This window comes from Pseudomonas sp. 910_21 (genome assembly GCF_052850735.1).
In genome coordinates this window covers 711438-728031 of the sequence record NZ_VXCY01000002.1, presented here as the reverse complement: position 1 = coordinate 728031, position 16594 = coordinate 711438, and the positions used below count along the sequence as shown (strand labels likewise).

The window sequence follows — 16594 nt, the reverse complement described above, 5'->3', positions numbered from 1 at the left end:
AGATTTTATGCGTCGCGCCCTGCTCTTCGCTTGTGCTCTGTTCGCCCTGCCGGTTGTGCAGGCAGCAGACCTTCACCCGTTCTCCGCCAGCTATACCGCCGACTGGAAGCAGTTGCCCATGAGCGGCACGGCTGAACGCAGCCTGGAAAAAACCGCCAATGGCGCGTGGAAACTCAGCTTCAAGGCATCGATGATGATCGCCAGCCTGAGTGAAGAAAGCACCCTGACCCTGGACAAGGACACTCTGGTGCCCCAGTCCTATCACTTCGAGCGTGGCGGTCTGGGCAAGGCCAAGAAAGCCGACCTGGACTTCGACTGGAACGCGAAGATGGTCACCGGCACCGATCGCGGCGATGCGGTCAAGCTGCCCCTGAACACCGGAATGGTGGATAAATCCACCTATCAACTGGCCCTGCAGCACGACGTGGCCGCCGGCAAGAAGACCATGAGCTATCAAGTGGTCGATGGCGGCGAAGTCGATACCTACGACTTCCGCGTCCTGGGCTCGGAGAAGGTCGACACCAAGGCTGGCCAGATCGATGCGATCAAGGTCGAGCGCGTACGCGACCCGACACAAAGCAAACGCATCACCGTGATGTGGTTCGCCAAGGACTGGGACTACCTCCTGGTACGCCTGCAACAAGTGGAAACCGACGGCAAGGAGTACAACATCATGCTCCTTAACGGCACGGTCAACGGCAAAACCGTCAAAGGCGGCTGAGTCACCACAGAATCAAAGCCCCGCACATGCGGGGCTTTTTTTTGTCCTGGATCTACCTGTCAGCCCCACCCAGGGGCTCTGGCGCAATGCATCAAAGATGAAACTTTTGTCATGAAACTTCCGCCACTGCGGCGAAATGTCACGGTTTTCGCGGGCTGCAGGATTGTCGCCGATCCTGCAAGGGTCTGTTGCAGATCCAGGCAATTTACTTAGCAAGCTAACAAAACATATAACAGAGTCCTGCACACGCCTTGCTGCAGATCAACAGAGATTGGAGCTAGCAGATGACTGTAAAAGTAACTGAACGCGACGATTCACATATGTCCCATGAAGGCGTAGCCGCGGGTGTACGGATCTGGGATGTGCATCAACAAGACATGCTGGTGGGCATGTTCCATTCCGAGAGCGACGCCCACAGCTACAAGGCTGAGCTGGAAAAACTCGAGCAGAACCGCGCACCCCAGAGTTCCTGACTCAACGTCAGCGCAAGAGCGCCGGGATCTCCACGCAGATCCCCGCCCGCCCCCCATAAACGACAAACCCCGCCATGAGCGGGGTTTGTCGTTACTGGAGGCTTACCACATCAGATCATCAGGGATCTGATAGGCCGCGTACGGATCATCCTCATCCGGCGCCTCTGTAGGGGTATTGAGCTGCACGATACGCCGCGGGTCACGCTCCTGGATCTTCAGCGCCGCCTCCCGCGGAATCACCTCGTAACCGCCGCCATGGTGAACGATGGCCAGGGAGCCACTGCTGAGTTTGTTGCGCATCAGGGTGTTCACCGACAGACGCTTGACCTTCTTGTCGTCGACGAAGTTGTAGTAATCCTCGGTGGTCAGCTTGGGCAGACGCGAAACCTCGATCAGTTGCTTGACCTGGGCCGCACGAGCCTTCTGCTCGGCCTTCTCCTGCTGCTGACGATTGAGCTCCTGGTCGCGCTTGACCTTCTCGGCCATGGCTTCCTGAGCTGCACGCTGCTGGGAATCGTCAAGCTCGATCTGGCCTTTATGGGCCAGGCGCTGCTGCTTCTGCTTGTCTTTGCTGACCTGCTTGGCCTGCTTTTGGTTGACCAGCCCTGCTTTGAGCAACTGGTCGCGAAGGGAAAGGCTCATGGTGCTTACTCACTTAGGCAACGGCCTCAGCCGCAGCTGGGCAAATTCTTTTCCTGACGTTTGGCTTCGCCCCACAGGGCATCCAACTCTTCGAGGGTGCAATCTTCCACGGGACGACCGGTATCGCGCAATGCCTGCTCGATAAATCGAAAGCGTCTGTCGAACTTGGCATTGGCACCCCGCAGCGCGGTTTCCGGATCGACCTTGAGGTGCCTGGCCAGGTTAACCACGACAAATAGCAGGTCGCCAATTTCATCGGTGATCGCCGCAGGGTCGTTGTCAGCCATGGCCTCCAACACTTCATCCAGCTCTTCACGGACCTTGTCCACCACCGGCAGGGCTTGCGGCCAATCGAACCCGATCTGGGCCGCACGCTTCTGCAACTTGGCGGCGCGAGACAGAGCCGGCAAGGCCACTGGCACATCGTCCAGCAGAGACAGCTGCTGCGGAGCATCGGACTTCTCTGCACGCTCCTCGGCCTTGATCTGCTCCCAGCGCTCCTTGACCTGTTCTTCATCGAGCCGCGGGATGTCCAGCGGTGCATACAGGTCCCCAGTGGGAAACACATGGGGGTGACGACGGATCAGCTTGCGGGTGATGCTGTCCACCACCCCATCGAATTCAAAGCGCCCCTCTTCCCGGGCCAGTTGGCTGTAGTACACCACCTGGAACAGCAGGTCTCCCAACTCGCCCTGCAAGTGGTCGAAGTCGCCGCGCTCGATAGCGTCGGCCACTTCATAGGCCTCTTCCAGGGTATGAGGGACGATGCTGGCGTAGTTCTGCTTGATGTCCCAAGGGCAGCCGTATTGCGGGTCCCGCAGGCGCGCCATCAGGTGGAGCAGGTCTTCAAGGCTGTACATCAGTTCATCCATTTCATGCGGGCATCACGGGGTTCGATTGCGCCGGGTCTCGATGATGTTCGGCAACTGGGATATGCGCCCCAGCAAACGTCCCAATGCATCCAGGCCCGGAATCTCGATGGTCAAGGACATCAACGCCGTGTTGTCCTCCTTGTTCGACCGGGTGTTGACCGCCAGTACGTTGATGCGCTCATTGAGCAGTACCTGGGACACGTCACGCAGCAGACCGGAACGGTCGTAGGCACGAATGATGATATCCACCGGATAGGTGAGCACCGGCACCGGGCCCCAGCTGACCTGAATGATCCGCTCCGGCTCGCGACCAGCCAGCTGTAGCACCGAGGCGCAATCCTGACGGTGAATACTGACGCCTCGACCCTGGGTGATGTAACCGACGATCGCATCCCCCGGCAGCGGCTGGCAGCAACCTGCCATCTGCGTCATCAAGTTGCCCACGCCCTGGATCTGGATGTCGCCGCGCTTGCCCGGCTTGTAGCCGGCGGCCTTGCGCGGGATCAGCTCCAGCTGTTCATTGCCGCGCTCCGGCTCCACCAGTTGCTGAGCCAGGTTGACCAGTTGCGCCAGACGCAAGTCGCCCGCGCCCAAGGCGGCGAACATGTCCTCGGCAGTCTTCATGTTGGCCTTCTCGGCCAGTTTGTCGAAGTCCACCTGAGGCAGGCCGAGACGGTTCAGTTCGCGTTCCAGCAAGGTCTTGCCGGCGGCGACGTTCTGATCACGGGCCTGCAGCTTGAACCAATGGACGATCTTCGCCCGCGCCCGGGAAGTGGTGACGTAGCCCAGGTTCGGGTTCAGCCAATCGCGACTCGGGGTGCCGTGCTTGCTGGTGATGATCTCCACCTGCTCGCCGGTCTGCAGGCTGTAGTTGAGCGGCACGATGCGCCCATTGATCTTCGCGCCCCGGCAGTTGTGACCGATCTCGGTGTGCACCCGATAAGCGAAGTCCAGCGGCGTGGCGCCCTTGGGCAGGTCGATGGCGTGTCCGTCGGGAGTGAAGATGTACACCCGGTCCGGTTCGATATCCACGCGCAACTGTTCGGCCAGGCCACCGATATCCCCCAGTTCCTCGTGCCATTCCAGCACCTGACGCAGCCAGGAGATCTTCTCTTCGTAATGGTTGGAGCCGGACTTGACGTCGGTGCCCTTGTACTTCCAGTGGGCACAGACCCCCAGCTCCGCCTCCTCATGCATCGCATGGGTACGGATCTGCACTTCCAACACCTTGCCCTCGGGGCCGATCACCGCGGTGTGCAACGAGCGGTAGCCGTTCTCCTTGGGGTTGGCGATGTAGTCGTCGAATTCCTTGGGAATGTGCCGCCACAGGGTATGCACGATGCCCAGCGCGGTGTAGCAATCGCGCATTTCCGGCACCAGCACCCGTACTGCACGTACGTCGTAGATCTGGCTGAACTCCAGCCCCTTGCGCTGCATTTTGCGCCAGATGGAGTAGATGTGCTTGGCCCGCCCGCTGATGTCGGCGTTGACCCCGGTAGCCTTCAATTCGTTCTGCAGCTGGTTCATCACGTCGCTGATGAAGCGCTCGCGATCCAAGCGCCGTTCATGCAGGAGCTTGGCGATCTGCTTGTATTGCTCGGGCTCCAGGTAACGGAAGGACAGGTCCTCCAGCTCCCACTTGATATGGCCGATGCCGAGGCGGTGAGCCAGCGGCGCATAGATATCGAAGACCTCCCGCGCGACTCGGTTGCGCTTCTCTTCGTCGGCGCTCTTCACCGCACGAATGGCGCAGGTCCGCTCGGCCAGCTTGATCAATGCCACTCGCACATCATCAACCATGGCCACCAGCATCTTGCGCAGGTTTTCCACCTGGGCCTGAGTACCGAGCACCAGGGATTGACGAGGGCTGAGACTGGCAGTGATGGCAGCCATGCGCAGCACGCCATCGATCAGCTTGGCCACCACCGGACCAAAACGCTGGCTGACCGCCGGCAGCTGGATCTGGCCCTCGCGGACGCCACGGTACAGTACCGCGGCGACCAGAGAGTCCTGATCCAGTTTGAGATCGGCAAGGATCTCGGCGATCTCCAGGCCCGTGCTGAAACTCGACACGTCCTCGGCGCTGAGATTCTTCGTCGCTATGTGTTGCAACTCAGCCTCGCGAGCGAACTCGCAGGCTTCTTTCAAGGCTTCACGGTCCAGTGCCATGTCGACGCTGACCGTATGATCGAGCCATGCCTCGAGATTGATACTGCCGTCGGTGTTGATCGGCTGGTGCGCTCTCACCTGTACCATCTTGCTTTACCTTCCCTACGACGCACATTCAATGCGTCAAATCGCTGACCTTCAACGCTCGGGCGCAGCTCGCAGGGCCAGCGAACCACACCTGAAAGATCAGTCGGATTAGACAAGCCATCCTAGCTCGCTTCGAATAACGCCATGGCCTCGACATGCGCCGTCTGAGGAAACATATCGAGGATCCCGGCACGTTTTAACCTATAGCCCTGCTTGATCAGTTCGACTGTGTCACGAGCCAAAGTTGCCGGATTGCATGACACGTACACCAACCGCTTGGCACCCAGGGTCGCCAACTGGCGGACCACCTCGAAAGCACCGTCGCGGGGTGGGTCCAAGAGTACCGCAGAAAAGCCTTCATCAGCCCACTCGGCAGCACTCAGAGGTTGGGATAAATCGGCTTGAAAAAAGCGCGTGTTATGCAAATTGTTGCTGGCAGCATTTTCAGCGGCCCGCGCCACCATGGTCGCCACGCCTTCCACTGCCACCACTTCCCGCACGTGCCGGGCCAGCGGCAAGGCGAAGTTGCCCAGCCCGCAGAACAGATCCAGCACCCGCTCCTGAGCTTGCGGCGCGAGCCACTCCAGGGCCTGGGCGACCATCGCTTCATTGACTCGCGCATTGACCTGGACAAAGTCCCCCGGCCGATACGCCAGGTGCAGGTCCCAGGTCTCCAGGCGGTAGCCCAGAGCCTGCGATGGATCAAAGGGTTGCGGCTCGCCTTCACCGTGCAGCCACAATTGCGCCTGATGGAAATCGCAGAAGTCCTTGAGGATCCCAAGGTCGCTGTCGGACAACGGCGCCATGTGGCGCAACAGCACCGCCAGGGCCGAACCGCTGAACAACTCCACATGCCCCAGTGCCTGAGGCTTGCTCAAGCGTCGCAGCATGGCGGGCAAGCGGTTCATGACAGGTTGCAAGGCCGGTACCAGCACCGGGCAATCGTCGATGGCGACGATGTCCTGGCTACCCGCCGCGCGGAAACCCACCTCAAGTTGCTTGCCTTTGGCGTCCCAGCGCACCGCCACTCGGGCGCGGCGTCGATAGCCGAATTCGGGACCGCTCAAGGGGGCAGCCCAGGCCTCGGGCTCGACACCCGCGACTTTGGACAACTGCTCGGCGAGCATGCGCTGTTTCAGGGCAAGCTGTTCGGCATGAGGCAGGTGCTGGACACTGCAACCGCCGCAGCGCCCGGCATGGGCGCAGGCCGCCGGGCGACGCAGATCACTGGCGTTGAAGATGCGCTCGGCACGGGCCTCCACTACTTTGCCGTGGCTGCCCAACACCCGAGCTTCGACCTCTTCACCGGCCAGGGCACCGCTGACAAACCAGGTACGCCCTTCGACAAAGGCAATGCCACGGCCGTCGTTGGCCAGACGCTGAATCGTCAAACGCTGCTTCTTGCCCACCGGAATCTGCGGGGCCCGGCTACCGCCCGCAGGCTGGAAGCGCAGGCCTCTCTCGTGCTTAGCCATCAGTTGGGCGCATCGAAAATGCCGGTCGACAGGTAACGATCGCCACGGTCACAGATGATCGCGACCATGACCGCGTTTTCCACTTCCCGGGACAGGCGCAGCATCGCTGCCACCGCACCACCGGAAGACACGCCGCAGAAGATGCCCTCTTCCCGGGCCAGGCGCCGGGTCACGTCTTCAGCTTCGCTCTGAGCCATGTCGACGATGCGATCGACCCGACTGGCCTGATAGATCTTCGGCAGGTATTCCTCGGGCCAGCGGCGAATGCCGGGAATGGCCGAGCCTTCCATCGGCTGCAGACCCACGATCTGCACCTGGGGATTCTGTTCTTTCAGATAGCGCGAAGTGCCCATGATGGTGCCGGTGGTGCCCATCGAGCTGATGAAGTGAGTGATGCTGCCCTGGGTCTGGCGCCAGATTTCGGGACCGGTGCCGGTGTAGTGGGCTTCCGGATTGTCGCCGTTGGCGAACTGATCGAGCACCTTGCCACGGCCTTCAGCCTGCATCCGCTCGGCCAGGTCACGGGCGCCTTCCATGCCCTCTTCCTGACTGACCAGGATCAGCTCGGCACCATAGGCGGTCATCGCCGCCTTGCGCTCGGCGCTGGAGTTGTCGGGCATGATCAGGATCATCTTGTAACCCTTGATCGCCGCAGCCATGGCCAGGGCGATACCGGTGTTGCCCGAGGTCGCTTCGATCAGGGTATCCCCGGCCTGGATCTGCCCACGCAACTCGGCGCGGGTGATCATCGACAGTGCCGGACGGTCCTTGACCGAACCCGCCGGGTTATTGCCCTCGAGCTTGAGCAGCAGGGTATTGCTGGTGGCGCCGGGCAGGCGCTGCAAACGAACCAGCGGGGTGTTGCCGACGCAATCGGCGATGGTTGGGTACTGCAAGGTCATGGCGTATTCGCAATCCAGACTGCGGGGGCGCCTATCATACCGGCAAACGCCCAAGCGCCATATCACGCAAAGTGCGGGACTTATGGCTTATTGATATAAGGCGGCGCAGGGCCGGTTCAGGCCGCCAGCAACTGCATATGAATACGCAGGCCATGGGCCGTGTTTTGCGCCCACAGCCGACCTCCCTGGCGCCCCACCGCATTGCGCGCAATGCTCAGGCCGAGACCGAACCCCCCATCCCCCGGTCGCGATCCGTCCAGCCGGATAAAAGGCGCGAAGATCCGTTCCAGATCCTCTTCGGCCACACCGGGTCCCTGGTCGTCCAGCCACAAATGCCAATACTCAGCGTCACGTCGACCATCGAGGATGACCAGAGCCCCGGGCGGTGAATGTCGGATGGCGTTGCGCAAGATGTTTTCCAGGGCCTGGGCCAGGGTATTGAGATGCCCGCGCACCCAGCAATCAGCCGGTAGGTCACAGCGCAATTGCGCTGGGGACCAGCCGCTTTCAAAGCAGGCGTTCTCGCTGAGCATCTCCCACAAGGCCTGGACCTGAATCTGTTCCTCAGGCAGCGGCGCCCGCTCAGTGTCCAGCCAGGCCAATTGCAGGCTGTCCTCCACCAGGCGCTGCATACCGTCGACTTCCCGAGACAGGCGTTCACGCAATGCCCCCAGGTTTTGCTCGCTGTCGCAAGCCACCCGCAGGCGACTCAAGGGAGTGCGCAACTCGTGGGACAGGTCCCGCAGCAACTGCTGCTGAACAGCCACGGTGCTTTGCAGCCGCTCGGACATCTGATCGAACGCTCGTCCCAATTCCCCCAACTCGTCCTTGCGCTCAGTGGTCTGGGTGGATAGCCGCACATTCAACTGCTCCGCACGCCAGGCATTGGCCTGCTCTCGCAGCTGATTGAGCGGCACCACCAACAAACGGTACAGACCCACACACAGCAGCAGCGTGAACAGTCCGGGGATCACGCCATTGGTGATCACGCGCCAGAACACCCGGTATCGCCCGGGCATGAAGCGCTGTGGCAGCTCGATGACCAGGCTGCCAAGGGACGGATCATCGGGGAACGGAATTTTCAGCCAGGGCAACCCACGGCTGTGCCGGCTCACTGGCCAATCCGCCCCTCGCAGGAACGTCAGGCGCTGAGCCTCGGCCGGTGTCAACGGGTAGCTGCTCAGGGCTTGCAGATCGCTGCCGATGACGCCGACCCAAGTGCTCTCACGGCCGGCCATCTCCTGGATCCAGGCATCGACACCGGCATGCTGGCCAACCTTCCAGGCCTGTTCCGCTTCCTGTGCGTAATTGCGCAAGGTGGCCCGGGCTTCATCGGCGAGGTACAGGTTCTTCTGCTCCACATAGCGCCCCCAGGACCAGCTCAGCCAGATCATCAACAGACAGAACGCCACCAGCAGGCAGGCCAGCTTCCAGAACAGCGAGTGCCGACCCGGCAGATCAGACCAGCTCATCGAAGGCACTCAGCACATAGCCCTTGCCCCACACCGTGCGCACTTCACGCTCGCTGTAGCCCAGCGCCTTGAGCTTGCGGCGTATCTGACTGACATGCATGTCCAGGCTGCGATCATGGGCCGCGTACCCGCGTTGCAACACATGTTGATAAAGGAAGGCCTTGCTCAGCACCTCATCGACGTTGCGGTGCAGGGTTTCCAGCAGGCGGTATTCGCTACGGGTCAGACCCGCCCAGCGCTCGGCAAAAAACACGTCACACAGCTCGTCATCAAAACGCAGGCTCTGGATGCTGCTGCTGAGTTTCGGCGGTGTCGGCCGCTGATCCAGGGCCACTCGCCGCAGGATGGCTTCGATGCGTACCCGCAGCTCGGCCATGCTGAAGGGCTTGGGCAAATAGTCGTCGGCACCCAGGCGGAATCCACTGATGCGATCGGCCTCTGCTCCCAGGGCCGACATCAGCAGCACTGGCGTGGAGTGACTCTGGCGAAAGTGGGTCAGCACCGCCAGGCCGTCCATGCCCGGCAGCAGGATGTCCATCAACACCACATCAAAGGCTTGCCGACGCGCGATGCCCAAACCTTCCTGGCCGTTCTGGCACCAGGTCACGGCAAAGCCGCAGCGCCCCAGCTGCTCATGCACATAGGCACCGAGCACCGGGTCGTCTTCAATTGCCAGGATACGGGGAGGCTCAACAGCTACGGGAGTCATTAGCTTCTGCAAGTCATTCTCAGTTGGGCAATTATTCAAGATTGCCCGGATCGCGGCAACCAGCGCCTTGGTCGTAGCCCCTCTATCCACCCTCCGGCTGTCGGCTAACCGTCTGCAATTTGCCAAGATCAGCCTCCAGCAAATCGTTACACTGCGCAGGTGGCGCATCACGGACGTGCCCGTCGACCTTTCAAAACAGCGTGGAAGCAGGAGAGTTGCGTGCTCAAGAAACTGGGAATCAAAGGCCGCGTACTGTTGCTGACCTTGCTGCCCACCAGCCTGATGGCTTTGGTACTGGGCGGCTATTTCACCTGGATGCAGCTCTCCGACCTGCAGACCCAACTGCTGCAACGCGGCGAAATGATCGCCGAACAGCTGGCTTCCCTGGTGGCACCGGCAATGGGCAACCGCAACTCGCCGATGCTCGAACGCATCGCCACCCAAGCCCTGGAACAGCAGGACGTGCGCGCGGTGTCATTCCTTGCCCCCGATCGCACGCTCATGGCCCACGCCGGCCCCAGCATGCTCAATCCACCGCCCAGCGGTAACAGCACCCACATGATGCAGCGCAGTGGTAGTGACGCGACCCGCTACCAACTGCCGGTGTTCGGCCGCCACCGCAATCTGGCCGGTGATCTGATCCCCGATGAATCAGACCGCTTGCTGGGCTGGGTGGAACTGGAGCTGTCCCATAGCGGCATGCTGTTGCGCGGTTACCGCAGCCTGTTCGCCAGCCTGCTGTTGATCGCCGCTGGCCTGGCCGGTACTGCCCTGCTGGCGGTGCGCATGGGACGGACCATCAACAACCCACTGACTCAGATCAAGCAGGCCGTGGCGCAACTCAAGGACGGCAACCTGGAAACCCGGCTGCCGCCCCTGGGCAGCCAGGAGCTGGATGAGCTGGCTTCGGGTATCAATCGCATGGCCAGCACCCTGCAAAATGCTCAGGAAGAATTGCAACACAGCATCGATCAGGCCACCGAAGACGTGCGCCAGAACCTGGAAACCATCGAGATCCAGAACATCGAGCTGGATCTGGCACGCAAAGAGGCCCTGGAGGCCAGCCGTATCAAGTCGGAATTCCTGGCCAACATGAGCCATGAGATCCGCACGCCCCTCAACGGTATTCTCGGCTTCACCCACCTGCTGCAGAAAAGTGAGCTGACACCGCGCCAGCTGGACTACCTGGGTACCATCGAAAAGTCCGCCGACAGCCTGCTGGGGATCATCAACGAAATCCTCGACTTCTCGAAAATCGAAGCGGGCAAACTGGTGCTCGACAGCATTCCGTTCAACCTGCGGGACTTGCTGCAGGACACCTTGACCATCCTCGCGCCAGCAGCCCACGCCAAGCAGCTGGAACTGGTGAGCCTGGTCTATCGGGATACGCCTTTGTCCCTGGTGGGTGATCCGCTGCGGCTCAAGCAGATCCTCACCAATCTGGTGAGCAACGCCATCAAGTTCACCCGCGAAGGCACCATCGTCGCCCGGGCGATGCTGGAAGAAGAACACGAAGACAGCGTGCAACTGCGCATCAGCATTCAAGACACCGGCATTGGCCTGTCGAACCAGGATGTTCGCGCTCTGTTCCAAGCCTTCAGCCAGGCCGACAACTCGCTGTCGCGGCAACCCGGTGGCACCGGGTTGGGGCTGGTGATCTCCAAGCGCCTGATCGAACAGATGGGCGGCGAAATCGGCGTCGACAGCACTCCGGGCGAAGGCTCGGAATTCTGGATCAGCCTGAACCTGCCGAAAACCCGCGACGACGCCGAGGACCTGCCTGGTCCCCCATTGCTGGGGCGACGCGTAGCGGTACTGGAGAATCACGAACTGGCCCGCCAGGCCCTGCAGCACCAACTGGAAGACTGCGGCCTGGAAGTGACCCCGTTCAACACCCTGGAAGCCCTGACCAACGGCATTACCGGCGTGCATCAAAGCGACCAGGCCATTGACCTGGCGGTGCTCGGCATCACCACCAACGACATGTCTCCCGAGCGCCTGAGCCAGCACATCTGGGACCTGGAGCACCTGGGCTGCAAAGTCCTGGTGCTGTGCCCGACCACCGAACAGACGCTGTTTCACCTGTCGGTCCCCAACCCCCACAGCCAGTTGCAGGCCAAGCCGGCCTGCACCCGCAAACTGCGTCGTGCCCTGTCCGATCTGGTCACCCCGCGCCGGGCCCGCAGCGAGCCGGAGGAAAGCCTCTCCAGCCGTGCTCCGCGGGTCCTGTGTGTCGACGACAACCCGGCCAACCTGCTGCTGATCCAGACCTTGCTGGAGGACATGGGCGCCAAGGTGCTGGCAGTGGACAACGGTTACGCAGCGCTGAACGCGATCCAGAACGAACCGTTCGATCTGGTGATGATGGACGTGCAGATGCCGGGCATGGACGGCCGACAAAGTACCGAGGCGATCCGCCAATGGGAAAGCGAGCGCCATGGCACGCCACTGCCCATCGTGGCCCTGACCGCCCATGCCATGGCCAACGAAAAGCGCGCCCTGCTGCAAAGCGGCATGGACGATTACCTGACCAAGCCCATCAGTGAGCGGCAACTGGCCCAAGTGGTACTGAAGTGGACCGGACTGGCCTTGCGCAATCAGGGTCCGGAACGGGCCAATGAACGCTCGGAACTGAGCCTGGAGCTGCAAGTGCTGGATCAGGACGAAGGCCTGCGCCTGGCGGCCGGCAAGGCTGATCTGGCGGCGGACATGCTGGCCATGTTGCTGGCGTCCCTGGAGGCCGATCGCGAGGCGATCAACGCCGCTCGCGCAGCCAATGACCACAGTGCCCTGATCGAACGCGTCCACCGCCTGCACGGTGCCACCCGATATTGCGGAGTGCCACAGTTGCGCGCGGCCTGCCAGCGCAGCGAAACCCTGCTCAAGCAGGAAGACGTCAAAGCCTTTGCCGCTCTGGATGAACTGGACCACGCCATCGGACGTCTCGCCGTCGAAGCGCGGATCAACGCCTGATCCAGGGCAAGACCTGCCCGGCGCCTGGCCTGCATGCTGGGCGCCCTGACCAAGGATGCAAGCATGCGTACGATTCTTTTCAGCAGCCAGAACTACGACCGTGAAAGTTTTCTCGGCGCCCACTTGCCCACGGGTATCGAACTGCAATTCCAGGCCGCCCGCCTGAGCCTGGACACCGCGGCCCTGGCCGAGCGCCATGAAGTGGTCTGCGCCTTTATCAACGACGACCTGAGCGCCCCGGTGCTGGAGCAGCTGGCCGCCGGCGGTACCCGGCTGATCGCCCTGCGTTCAGCCGGCTACAACCATGTCGACCTGCCTGCCGCCAAGCGCCTGGGCCTGGATGTGGTCCGAGTTCCGGCCTACTCGCCCCATGCCGTGGCGGAACATGCGGTGGCCCTGATCCTGGCGCTGAACCGACGCCTGCATCGAGCCTACAATCGCACCCGTGAAGGCGATTTCACCCTTCACGGCCTGACCGGCTTCGATCTGGTGGGCAAGACCGTGGGCATTGTCGGCACCGGACAGATCGGCGCCACCTTCGCTCGCATCATGGCCGGCTTCGGCTGCCAGTTGCTGGCTTACGACCCCTTCCCCAATCCTGCCGTCGAGGCCCTCGGGGCCCGCTACCTGAGCCTGTCGGAGCTACTGGCCCAGGCGCAGATCATCAGCCTGCACTGCCCCCTCACCGACGACAGTCGCTACCTGATCAACCAGGACAGCCTGGCGCACATGCAGCCCGGGGCAATGCTGATCAATACCGGGCGTGGTGGACTGGTGGATACACCGGCGTTGATCGAAGCACTGAAGAGCGGTCAACTGGGCTATCTGGGCCTGGACGTCTATGAAGAGGAAGCCCAGCTGTTCTTCGAGGACCGTTCCGACCTGCCCTTGCAGGATGACGTGCTGGCCCGGCTGCTGACCTTCCCCAATGTGATAGTCACCGCGCACCAGGCCTTCCTGACCCACGAGGCTCTGGCGGCCATCGCCGACACCACCTTGCACAACATTGCCAACTGGGCTGCGGGCCAGCCGCAGAATCAGGTCCATGGCTGAAATCCCGGCCACGGCCTGATCGAAGGTCGCCTGCCCGCAACCTGCGGCGCAGGGGCCCGTGCTAGCATACGCGGCAGATTTGGAGGACCCATGGTCGAACACGATTTCCGCTACAACCTGATGAACCCGCAACACACCCTGATCGAATGTCGCGCCCTGGTACCGGGTCGCTATCAAGTCACCGGCAACGGTGGTTCGATCCGTACCGACGACGTGCTGCTGGTCACGCTCAAGGGCAGCAAGGACCTGTCCATGCGCCTGACAGTGGACACAGTCCGCCACCTGATCAATCCGGTCGGCCAATGGGTCGCCGTGGCCCGTGGCCCGGTATTCGGCGAACTGGCGATTCATCAATGGCAAGTCAACTGCGACAGCTGCGCAGCAGAGCTGAACTTCGAGTTTGCAGTGGATGCCAAGCTCGGCACCAAGGCCCAGAAACCTGCCGCCAGCGCACGAATTGCCGAGCTGGGCTGGGCCAGTGAGGGCGAACGTCACCTCTGCCCGAAATGCCAGCAGGCCGGCCAATGAAACGCCTGGCGCTGACTGCGGCACTGGGGGCCGGCCTGATGGGCTGCGCCGCCGAGCCGCTGAAGCTGCAGCAGGATCGCAGTTACGTCCTGGAATGGATTGGCGAGCGGCCACTGATCGACTACAGCCACCTGACCATCACCTTGGGTGAAGACGGCCGCGCCTATGGCAATGGTGGCTGCAACCACTGGTTCGCGCCTTACACACTGGACGGCGAAAAGCTCAGCTTCGGCAAGGTCGGCAGCACCCGCAAACTCTGTGCTCCAGCATTGATGGAGCAGGAACGGCGCTTCCTCCAGGCCTTGGAAAGCGTAGAGCGCTGGGATGTTTCGCCGATCGAGCAAGTACGCTTCTGGCCTGCCGAAGGCAAGCCGCTGCGCTGGTGGCTGGAAGAAGGCTGATCCGACCCGGGACAGATTGCCCCCAATTCCTGCGGCCGCCGACACTATCAGCGGCTGCAGGCATCATTACCCCATCAATGACCGCGTAGAGCCTGCAGTTTTCCCAATACGCCCGCTGCGGTCTGCTCACCCAGCAGTTGCTCACGTACCTTGCCCTTGTCGTCGATGATGTAGGTCACCGGCAGCGCCTCGCTGCGTGGCAAATCGAAGAGTTGCTCAGGATTCTGCGCCAGCACCGTGAACTTGATCCCCAGTTTCTCGCTGGCGCTCTTGAGCTCCTCACCCTGTACATTGTCAAAATTGACCCCCAGTACAGTGGCCGACTGCCCTTTGAGCTGCTCGTTCAGGGCATTCAACTCGGGCACTTCAGTGCGACAAGGCCCGCACCACTCCGCCCAGTAGTTGAGCACCAGCCATTGCTTGTCGATGCGCTCGGCGGCGACTTTCTGGCCGTATTGGTCGACCCCGTAGTCATTGCCACAGCCGCCCAGCAGCAGGGTTGTAATGATCGCCAATGCTGCCGCCAATTGCCTTGCCATGCGCTGTTTCCTGTCTTGAAAGGTGTCTTGAAAAATAACTGCCGACCCAGGGCCGATGCGACCTATCGACTCCCAAGGTTCAGGAGAGCCCGTCGCGCGGGTAGAATAGCCGCCACCTTACGCAAGATGCGACCCGCACATGACCGATCTGACGCTTTATCACAACCCGCGCTGCTCGAAATCCCGCGGTGCGCTGGAACTTCTGGAACAACGCGGCCTGGCGCCGACCGTGGTCCGCTACCTGGAAACCCCACTGGACGCCGTCCAGTTGCACCGCCTGCTGGGCAAGCTGGGCATCAGCGCGCGCCAGCTGTTGCGCACCGGCGAGGATGAGTACAAAGACCTCAGCCTGGCGGACACCAGCCTCAGTGAAGAACAACTGATCGCTGCCATCGTCCAGCACCCGAAACTCATGGAACGGCCGATTCTCGAAACCGCCGACAAGGCCATCATCGGGCGCCCACCGGAAAATGTGCTGGAGATTCTGCCTTGAGCGCGCCGTACATCCTGATCCTGTATTACAGCCGCAACGGTTCGACCAACGAGATGGCCCGCCAGATCGCCCGAGGTGTCGAACAGGCCGGCCTGGAAGCGCGCCTGCGCACTGTCCCGGGAATTTCCACCGAGTGCGAAGCCGTGGCACCGCGCATTCCCGAAAGCGGAGCGCTGTATGCCAGTCTCGACGACCTGAAGCACTGCTCGGGCCTGGCCCTGGGCAGCCCGACCCGCTTCGGTAACATGGCAGCCCCGCTAAAGTACTTTCTCGACGGCACCAGCAACCTCTGGCTGACCGGTGCCCTGGTGGGCAAGCCCGCCGGCGTCTTCACCTCCACCGCCAGCCTGCATGGCGGCCAGGAAGCCACCCTGCTGTCGATGATGCTGCCGCTGTTGCATCACGGCATGTTGATCACCGGCCTGCCCTACAGCGAGTCAGCGTTGCTGGAAACCCGCGGCGGTGGCACCCCCTATGGCGCAAGCCATCATGCCGGGGCGGACGGCAAGAGCCCGCTGGACGAGCATGAAATTGCCCTGTGCCGGGCCTTGGGCCTGCGCCTGGCGAAAACCGCTCAGCAATTGGAGAACGGCCGTGGCTAAGAAGCCGAAGATCCTGCCTGCAGTGGAGTGGCTGGAACCTCGGGTCCGGATAGCCCGGATCCTCAGCCTGATCTGTTTTTTCGGCCTGGTAGGCCTGCTCTGCGTTTACTACCTGCTGGTAGCCGACCTCCACGGCGCCCGGCCCTGGGTGATCCTGCTGATCGAACTGGTGCCCCTGTTGCTGATGGCACCGGGCATGCTCAGCGGCAGTGCCCGCGGGCACTCGTGGATGTGCTTTGTGGTCAACCTGTACTTCATCAAGGGGGCACTGGCGGCCTACGACCCGAATCGTCAGCTGTTCGGCCTGCTGGAAATGTTCGCCAGCCTGGCGGTGTTCACCTCGGCACTGCTCTACGTACGCTGGCGCTTCCAGCTCAATCGCCGGCTCGCCGGCGAAGGTGCCGATCCGGCCTGACGCCCCGCAGCCCTCTGGTTCCCCCGGGCATGACATCGCCCGGGGAGCTTGCATCGCCGTTTCGGCGC

The 16594-nt window shown here is 61.9% G+C and carries 17 protein-coding genes; 9 read left to right on the top strand and 8 right to left on the bottom strand.

Translation table 11 applies throughout. The annotated features are described in order from the left end of the window. Nucleotides 1-7 precede the first annotated feature (7 nt). Nucleotides 8-721, top strand: a complete 714-nt coding sequence (locus tag FW796_RS08470) for a DUF3108 domain-containing protein (RefSeq protein ID WP_346632289.1) — start codon at nucleotides 8-10, stop codon at nucleotides 719-721. A 284-nt stretch (nucleotides 722-1005) separates the two neighbouring features. Continuing rightward, entirely contained in the window at nucleotides 1006-1194 is a 189-nt protein-coding gene (locus FW796_RS08465) for a hypothetical protein (RefSeq protein WP_011062706.1), read from the top strand. Between the two features lie 102 nt (nucleotides 1195-1296). Here the strand turns inward: FW796_RS08465 and FW796_RS08460 are convergent, their stop codons facing one another. From FW796_RS08460 to FW796_RS08430, 7 genes are all read right to left on the bottom strand, one after another. Then, nucleotides 1297-1836, bottom strand: a complete 540-nt coding sequence (locus FW796_RS08460) for a DUF2058 domain-containing protein (protein ID WP_025127007.1) — start codon at nucleotides 1834-1836, stop codon at nucleotides 1297-1299. A gap of 26 nt (nucleotides 1837-1862) precedes the next feature. Beyond that, on the bottom strand, nucleotides 1863-2696 hold the full coding sequence (gene mazG, locus FW796_RS08455) for a nucleoside triphosphate pyrophosphohydrolase (RefSeq protein ID WP_346632290.1): 834 nt from the start codon (nucleotides 2694-2696) through the stop codon (nucleotides 1863-1865). 24 nt (nucleotides 2697-2720) lie between these two features. Further along, complete coding sequence (gene relA, locus FW796_RS08450; RefSeq protein WP_346632291.1) at nucleotides 2721-4964, bottom strand: GTP diphosphokinase; 2244 nt, start codon at nucleotides 4962-4964, stop codon at nucleotides 2721-2723. A gap of 122 nt (nucleotides 4965-5086) precedes the next feature. Then, nucleotides 5087-6439, bottom strand: a complete 1353-nt coding sequence (rlmD, locus tag FW796_RS08445) for a 23S rRNA (uracil(1939)-C(5))-methyltransferase RlmD (RefSeq protein ID WP_346632292.1) — start codon at nucleotides 6437-6439, stop codon at nucleotides 5087-5089. Beyond that, nucleotides 6439-7341 (bottom strand): cysteine synthase CysM, encoded by a 903-nt coding sequence (gene cysM / locus FW796_RS08440; protein ID WP_102880559.1) that lies wholly within the window; start codon nucleotides 7339-7341, stop codon nucleotides 6439-6441. The genes rlmD and cysM overlap by 1 nt, the downstream gene beginning before the upstream one ends. Before the next feature lie 116 nt (nucleotides 7342-7457). Next, on the bottom strand, nucleotides 7458-8813 hold the full coding sequence (locus FW796_RS08435; protein WP_346632293.1) for a sensor histidine kinase: 1356 nt from the start codon (nucleotides 8811-8813) through the stop codon (nucleotides 7458-7460). Then, nucleotides 8800-9522 (bottom strand): response regulator transcription factor, encoded by a 723-nt coding sequence (locus tag FW796_RS08430; protein WP_404937496.1) that lies wholly within the window; start codon nucleotides 9520-9522, stop codon nucleotides 8800-8802. Before FW796_RS08430 ends, FW796_RS08435 begins: the two co-directional genes overlap by 14 nt. 219 nt (nucleotides 9523-9741) lie before the next feature. On the opposite strand from FW796_RS08430, the gene FW796_RS08425 reads away from it, so the two are divergent. The 4 genes from FW796_RS08425 (at nucleotide 9742) to FW796_RS08410 (ending at nucleotide 14477) form a co-directional block, all read left to right on the top strand. Continuing rightward, nucleotides 9742-12495 carry a response regulator gene (locus tag FW796_RS08425; protein WP_346632295.1) on the top strand — a complete coding sequence of 918 codons (2754 nt, stop codon included), beginning with the start codon at nucleotides 9742-9744 and terminating at the stop codon, nucleotides 12493-12495. Between the two features lie 63 nt (nucleotides 12496-12558). Beyond that, nucleotides 12559-13548, top strand: a complete 990-nt coding sequence (locus FW796_RS08420; RefSeq protein ID WP_446439237.1) for a 2-hydroxyacid dehydrogenase — start codon at nucleotides 12559-12561, stop codon at nucleotides 13546-13548. A gap of 90 nt (nucleotides 13549-13638) precedes the next feature. Continuing rightward, nucleotides 13639-14076: a hypothetical protein gene (locus tag FW796_RS08415; protein ID WP_110594717.1), complete on the top strand. Its 438-nt coding sequence runs from the start codon at nucleotides 13639-13641 to the stop codon at nucleotides 14074-14076. Beyond that, nucleotides 14073-14477: an META domain-containing protein gene (locus tag FW796_RS08410; RefSeq protein WP_346632297.1), complete on the top strand. Its 405-nt coding sequence runs from the start codon at nucleotides 14073-14075 to the stop codon at nucleotides 14475-14477. Before FW796_RS08415 ends, FW796_RS08410 begins: the two co-directional genes overlap by 4 nt. A gap of 74 nt (nucleotides 14478-14551) precedes the next feature. Here the strand turns inward: FW796_RS08410 and FW796_RS08405 are convergent, their stop codons facing one another. Then, on the bottom strand, nucleotides 14552-15016 hold the full coding sequence (locus tag FW796_RS08405; RefSeq protein WP_446439236.1) for a TlpA disulfide reductase family protein: 465 nt from the start codon (nucleotides 15014-15016) through the stop codon (nucleotides 14552-14554). A gap of 139 nt (nucleotides 15017-15155) precedes the next feature. On the opposite strand from FW796_RS08405, the gene arsC reads away from it, so the two are divergent. From arsC to FW796_RS08390, 3 genes are read left to right on the top strand one after another with little or no spacing between them, the layout of a single operon-like run. Next, entirely contained in the window at nucleotides 15156-15509 is a 354-nt protein-coding gene (arsC, locus tag FW796_RS08400) for an arsenate reductase (glutaredoxin) (RefSeq protein ID WP_446439235.1), read from the top strand. Beyond that, nucleotides 15506-16111, top strand: a complete 606-nt coding sequence (wrbA, locus tag FW796_RS08395; protein WP_446439234.1) for an NAD(P)H:quinone oxidoreductase — start codon at nucleotides 15506-15508, stop codon at nucleotides 16109-16111. Before arsC ends, wrbA begins: the two co-directional genes overlap by 4 nt. Continuing rightward, nucleotides 16104-16526: a DUF2069 domain-containing protein gene (locus FW796_RS08390; RefSeq protein ID WP_346632300.1), complete on the top strand. Its 423-nt coding sequence runs from the start codon at nucleotides 16104-16106 to the stop codon at nucleotides 16524-16526. The genes wrbA and FW796_RS08390 overlap by 8 nt, the downstream gene beginning before the upstream one ends. Nucleotides 16527-16594 lie beyond the last annotated feature (68 nt).

Coding starts and splice junctions, on each gene's coding strand:
- FW796_RS08470 (WP_346632289.1), top strand. CDS start 8: ATGCGTCGCGCCCTGCTCTTCGCTTGTGCTCTGTTCGCCCTGCCGGTT.
- FW796_RS08465 (WP_011062706.1), top strand. CDS start 1,006: ATGACTGTAAAAGTAACTGAACGCGACGATTCACATATGTCCCATGAA.
- FW796_RS08460 (WP_025127007.1), bottom strand. CDS start 1,836: ATGAGCCTTTCCCTTCGCGACCAGTTGCTCAAAGCAGGGCTGGTCAAC.
- mazG (WP_346632290.1), bottom strand. CDS start 2,696: ATGTACAGCCTTGAAGACCTGCTCCACCTGATGGCGCGCCTGCGGGAC.
- relA (WP_346632291.1), bottom strand. CDS start 4,964: ATGGTACAGGTGAGAGCGCACCAGCCGATCAACACCGACGGCAGTATC.
- rlmD (WP_346632292.1), bottom strand. CDS start 6,439: ATGGCTAAGCACGAGAGAGGCCTGCGCTTCCAGCCTGCGGGCGGTAGC.
- cysM (WP_102880559.1), bottom strand. CDS start 7,341: ATGACCTTGCAGTACCCAACCATCGCCGATTGCGTCGGCAACACCCCG.
- FW796_RS08435 (WP_346632293.1), bottom strand. CDS start 8,813: ATGAGCTGGTCTGATCTGCCGGGTCGGCACTCGCTGTTCTGGAAGCTG.
- FW796_RS08430 (WP_404937496.1), bottom strand. CDS start 9,522: ATGACTCCCGTAGCTGTTGAGCCTCCCCGTATCCTGGCAATTGAAGAC.
- FW796_RS08420 (WP_446439237.1), top strand. CDS start 12,559: ATGCGTACGATTCTTTTCAGCAGCCAGAACTACGACCGTGAAAGTTTT.
- FW796_RS08415 (WP_110594717.1), top strand. CDS start 13,639: ATGGTCGAACACGATTTCCGCTACAACCTGATGAACCCGCAACACACC.
- FW796_RS08410 (WP_346632297.1), top strand. CDS start 14,073: ATGAAACGCCTGGCGCTGACTGCGGCACTGGGGGCCGGCCTGATGGGC.
- FW796_RS08405 (WP_446439236.1), bottom strand. CDS start 15,016: ATGGCAAGGCAATTGGCGGCAGCATTGGCGATCATTACAACCCTGCTG.
- arsC (WP_446439235.1), top strand. CDS start 15,156: ATGACCGATCTGACGCTTTATCACAACCCGCGCTGCTCGAAATCCCGC.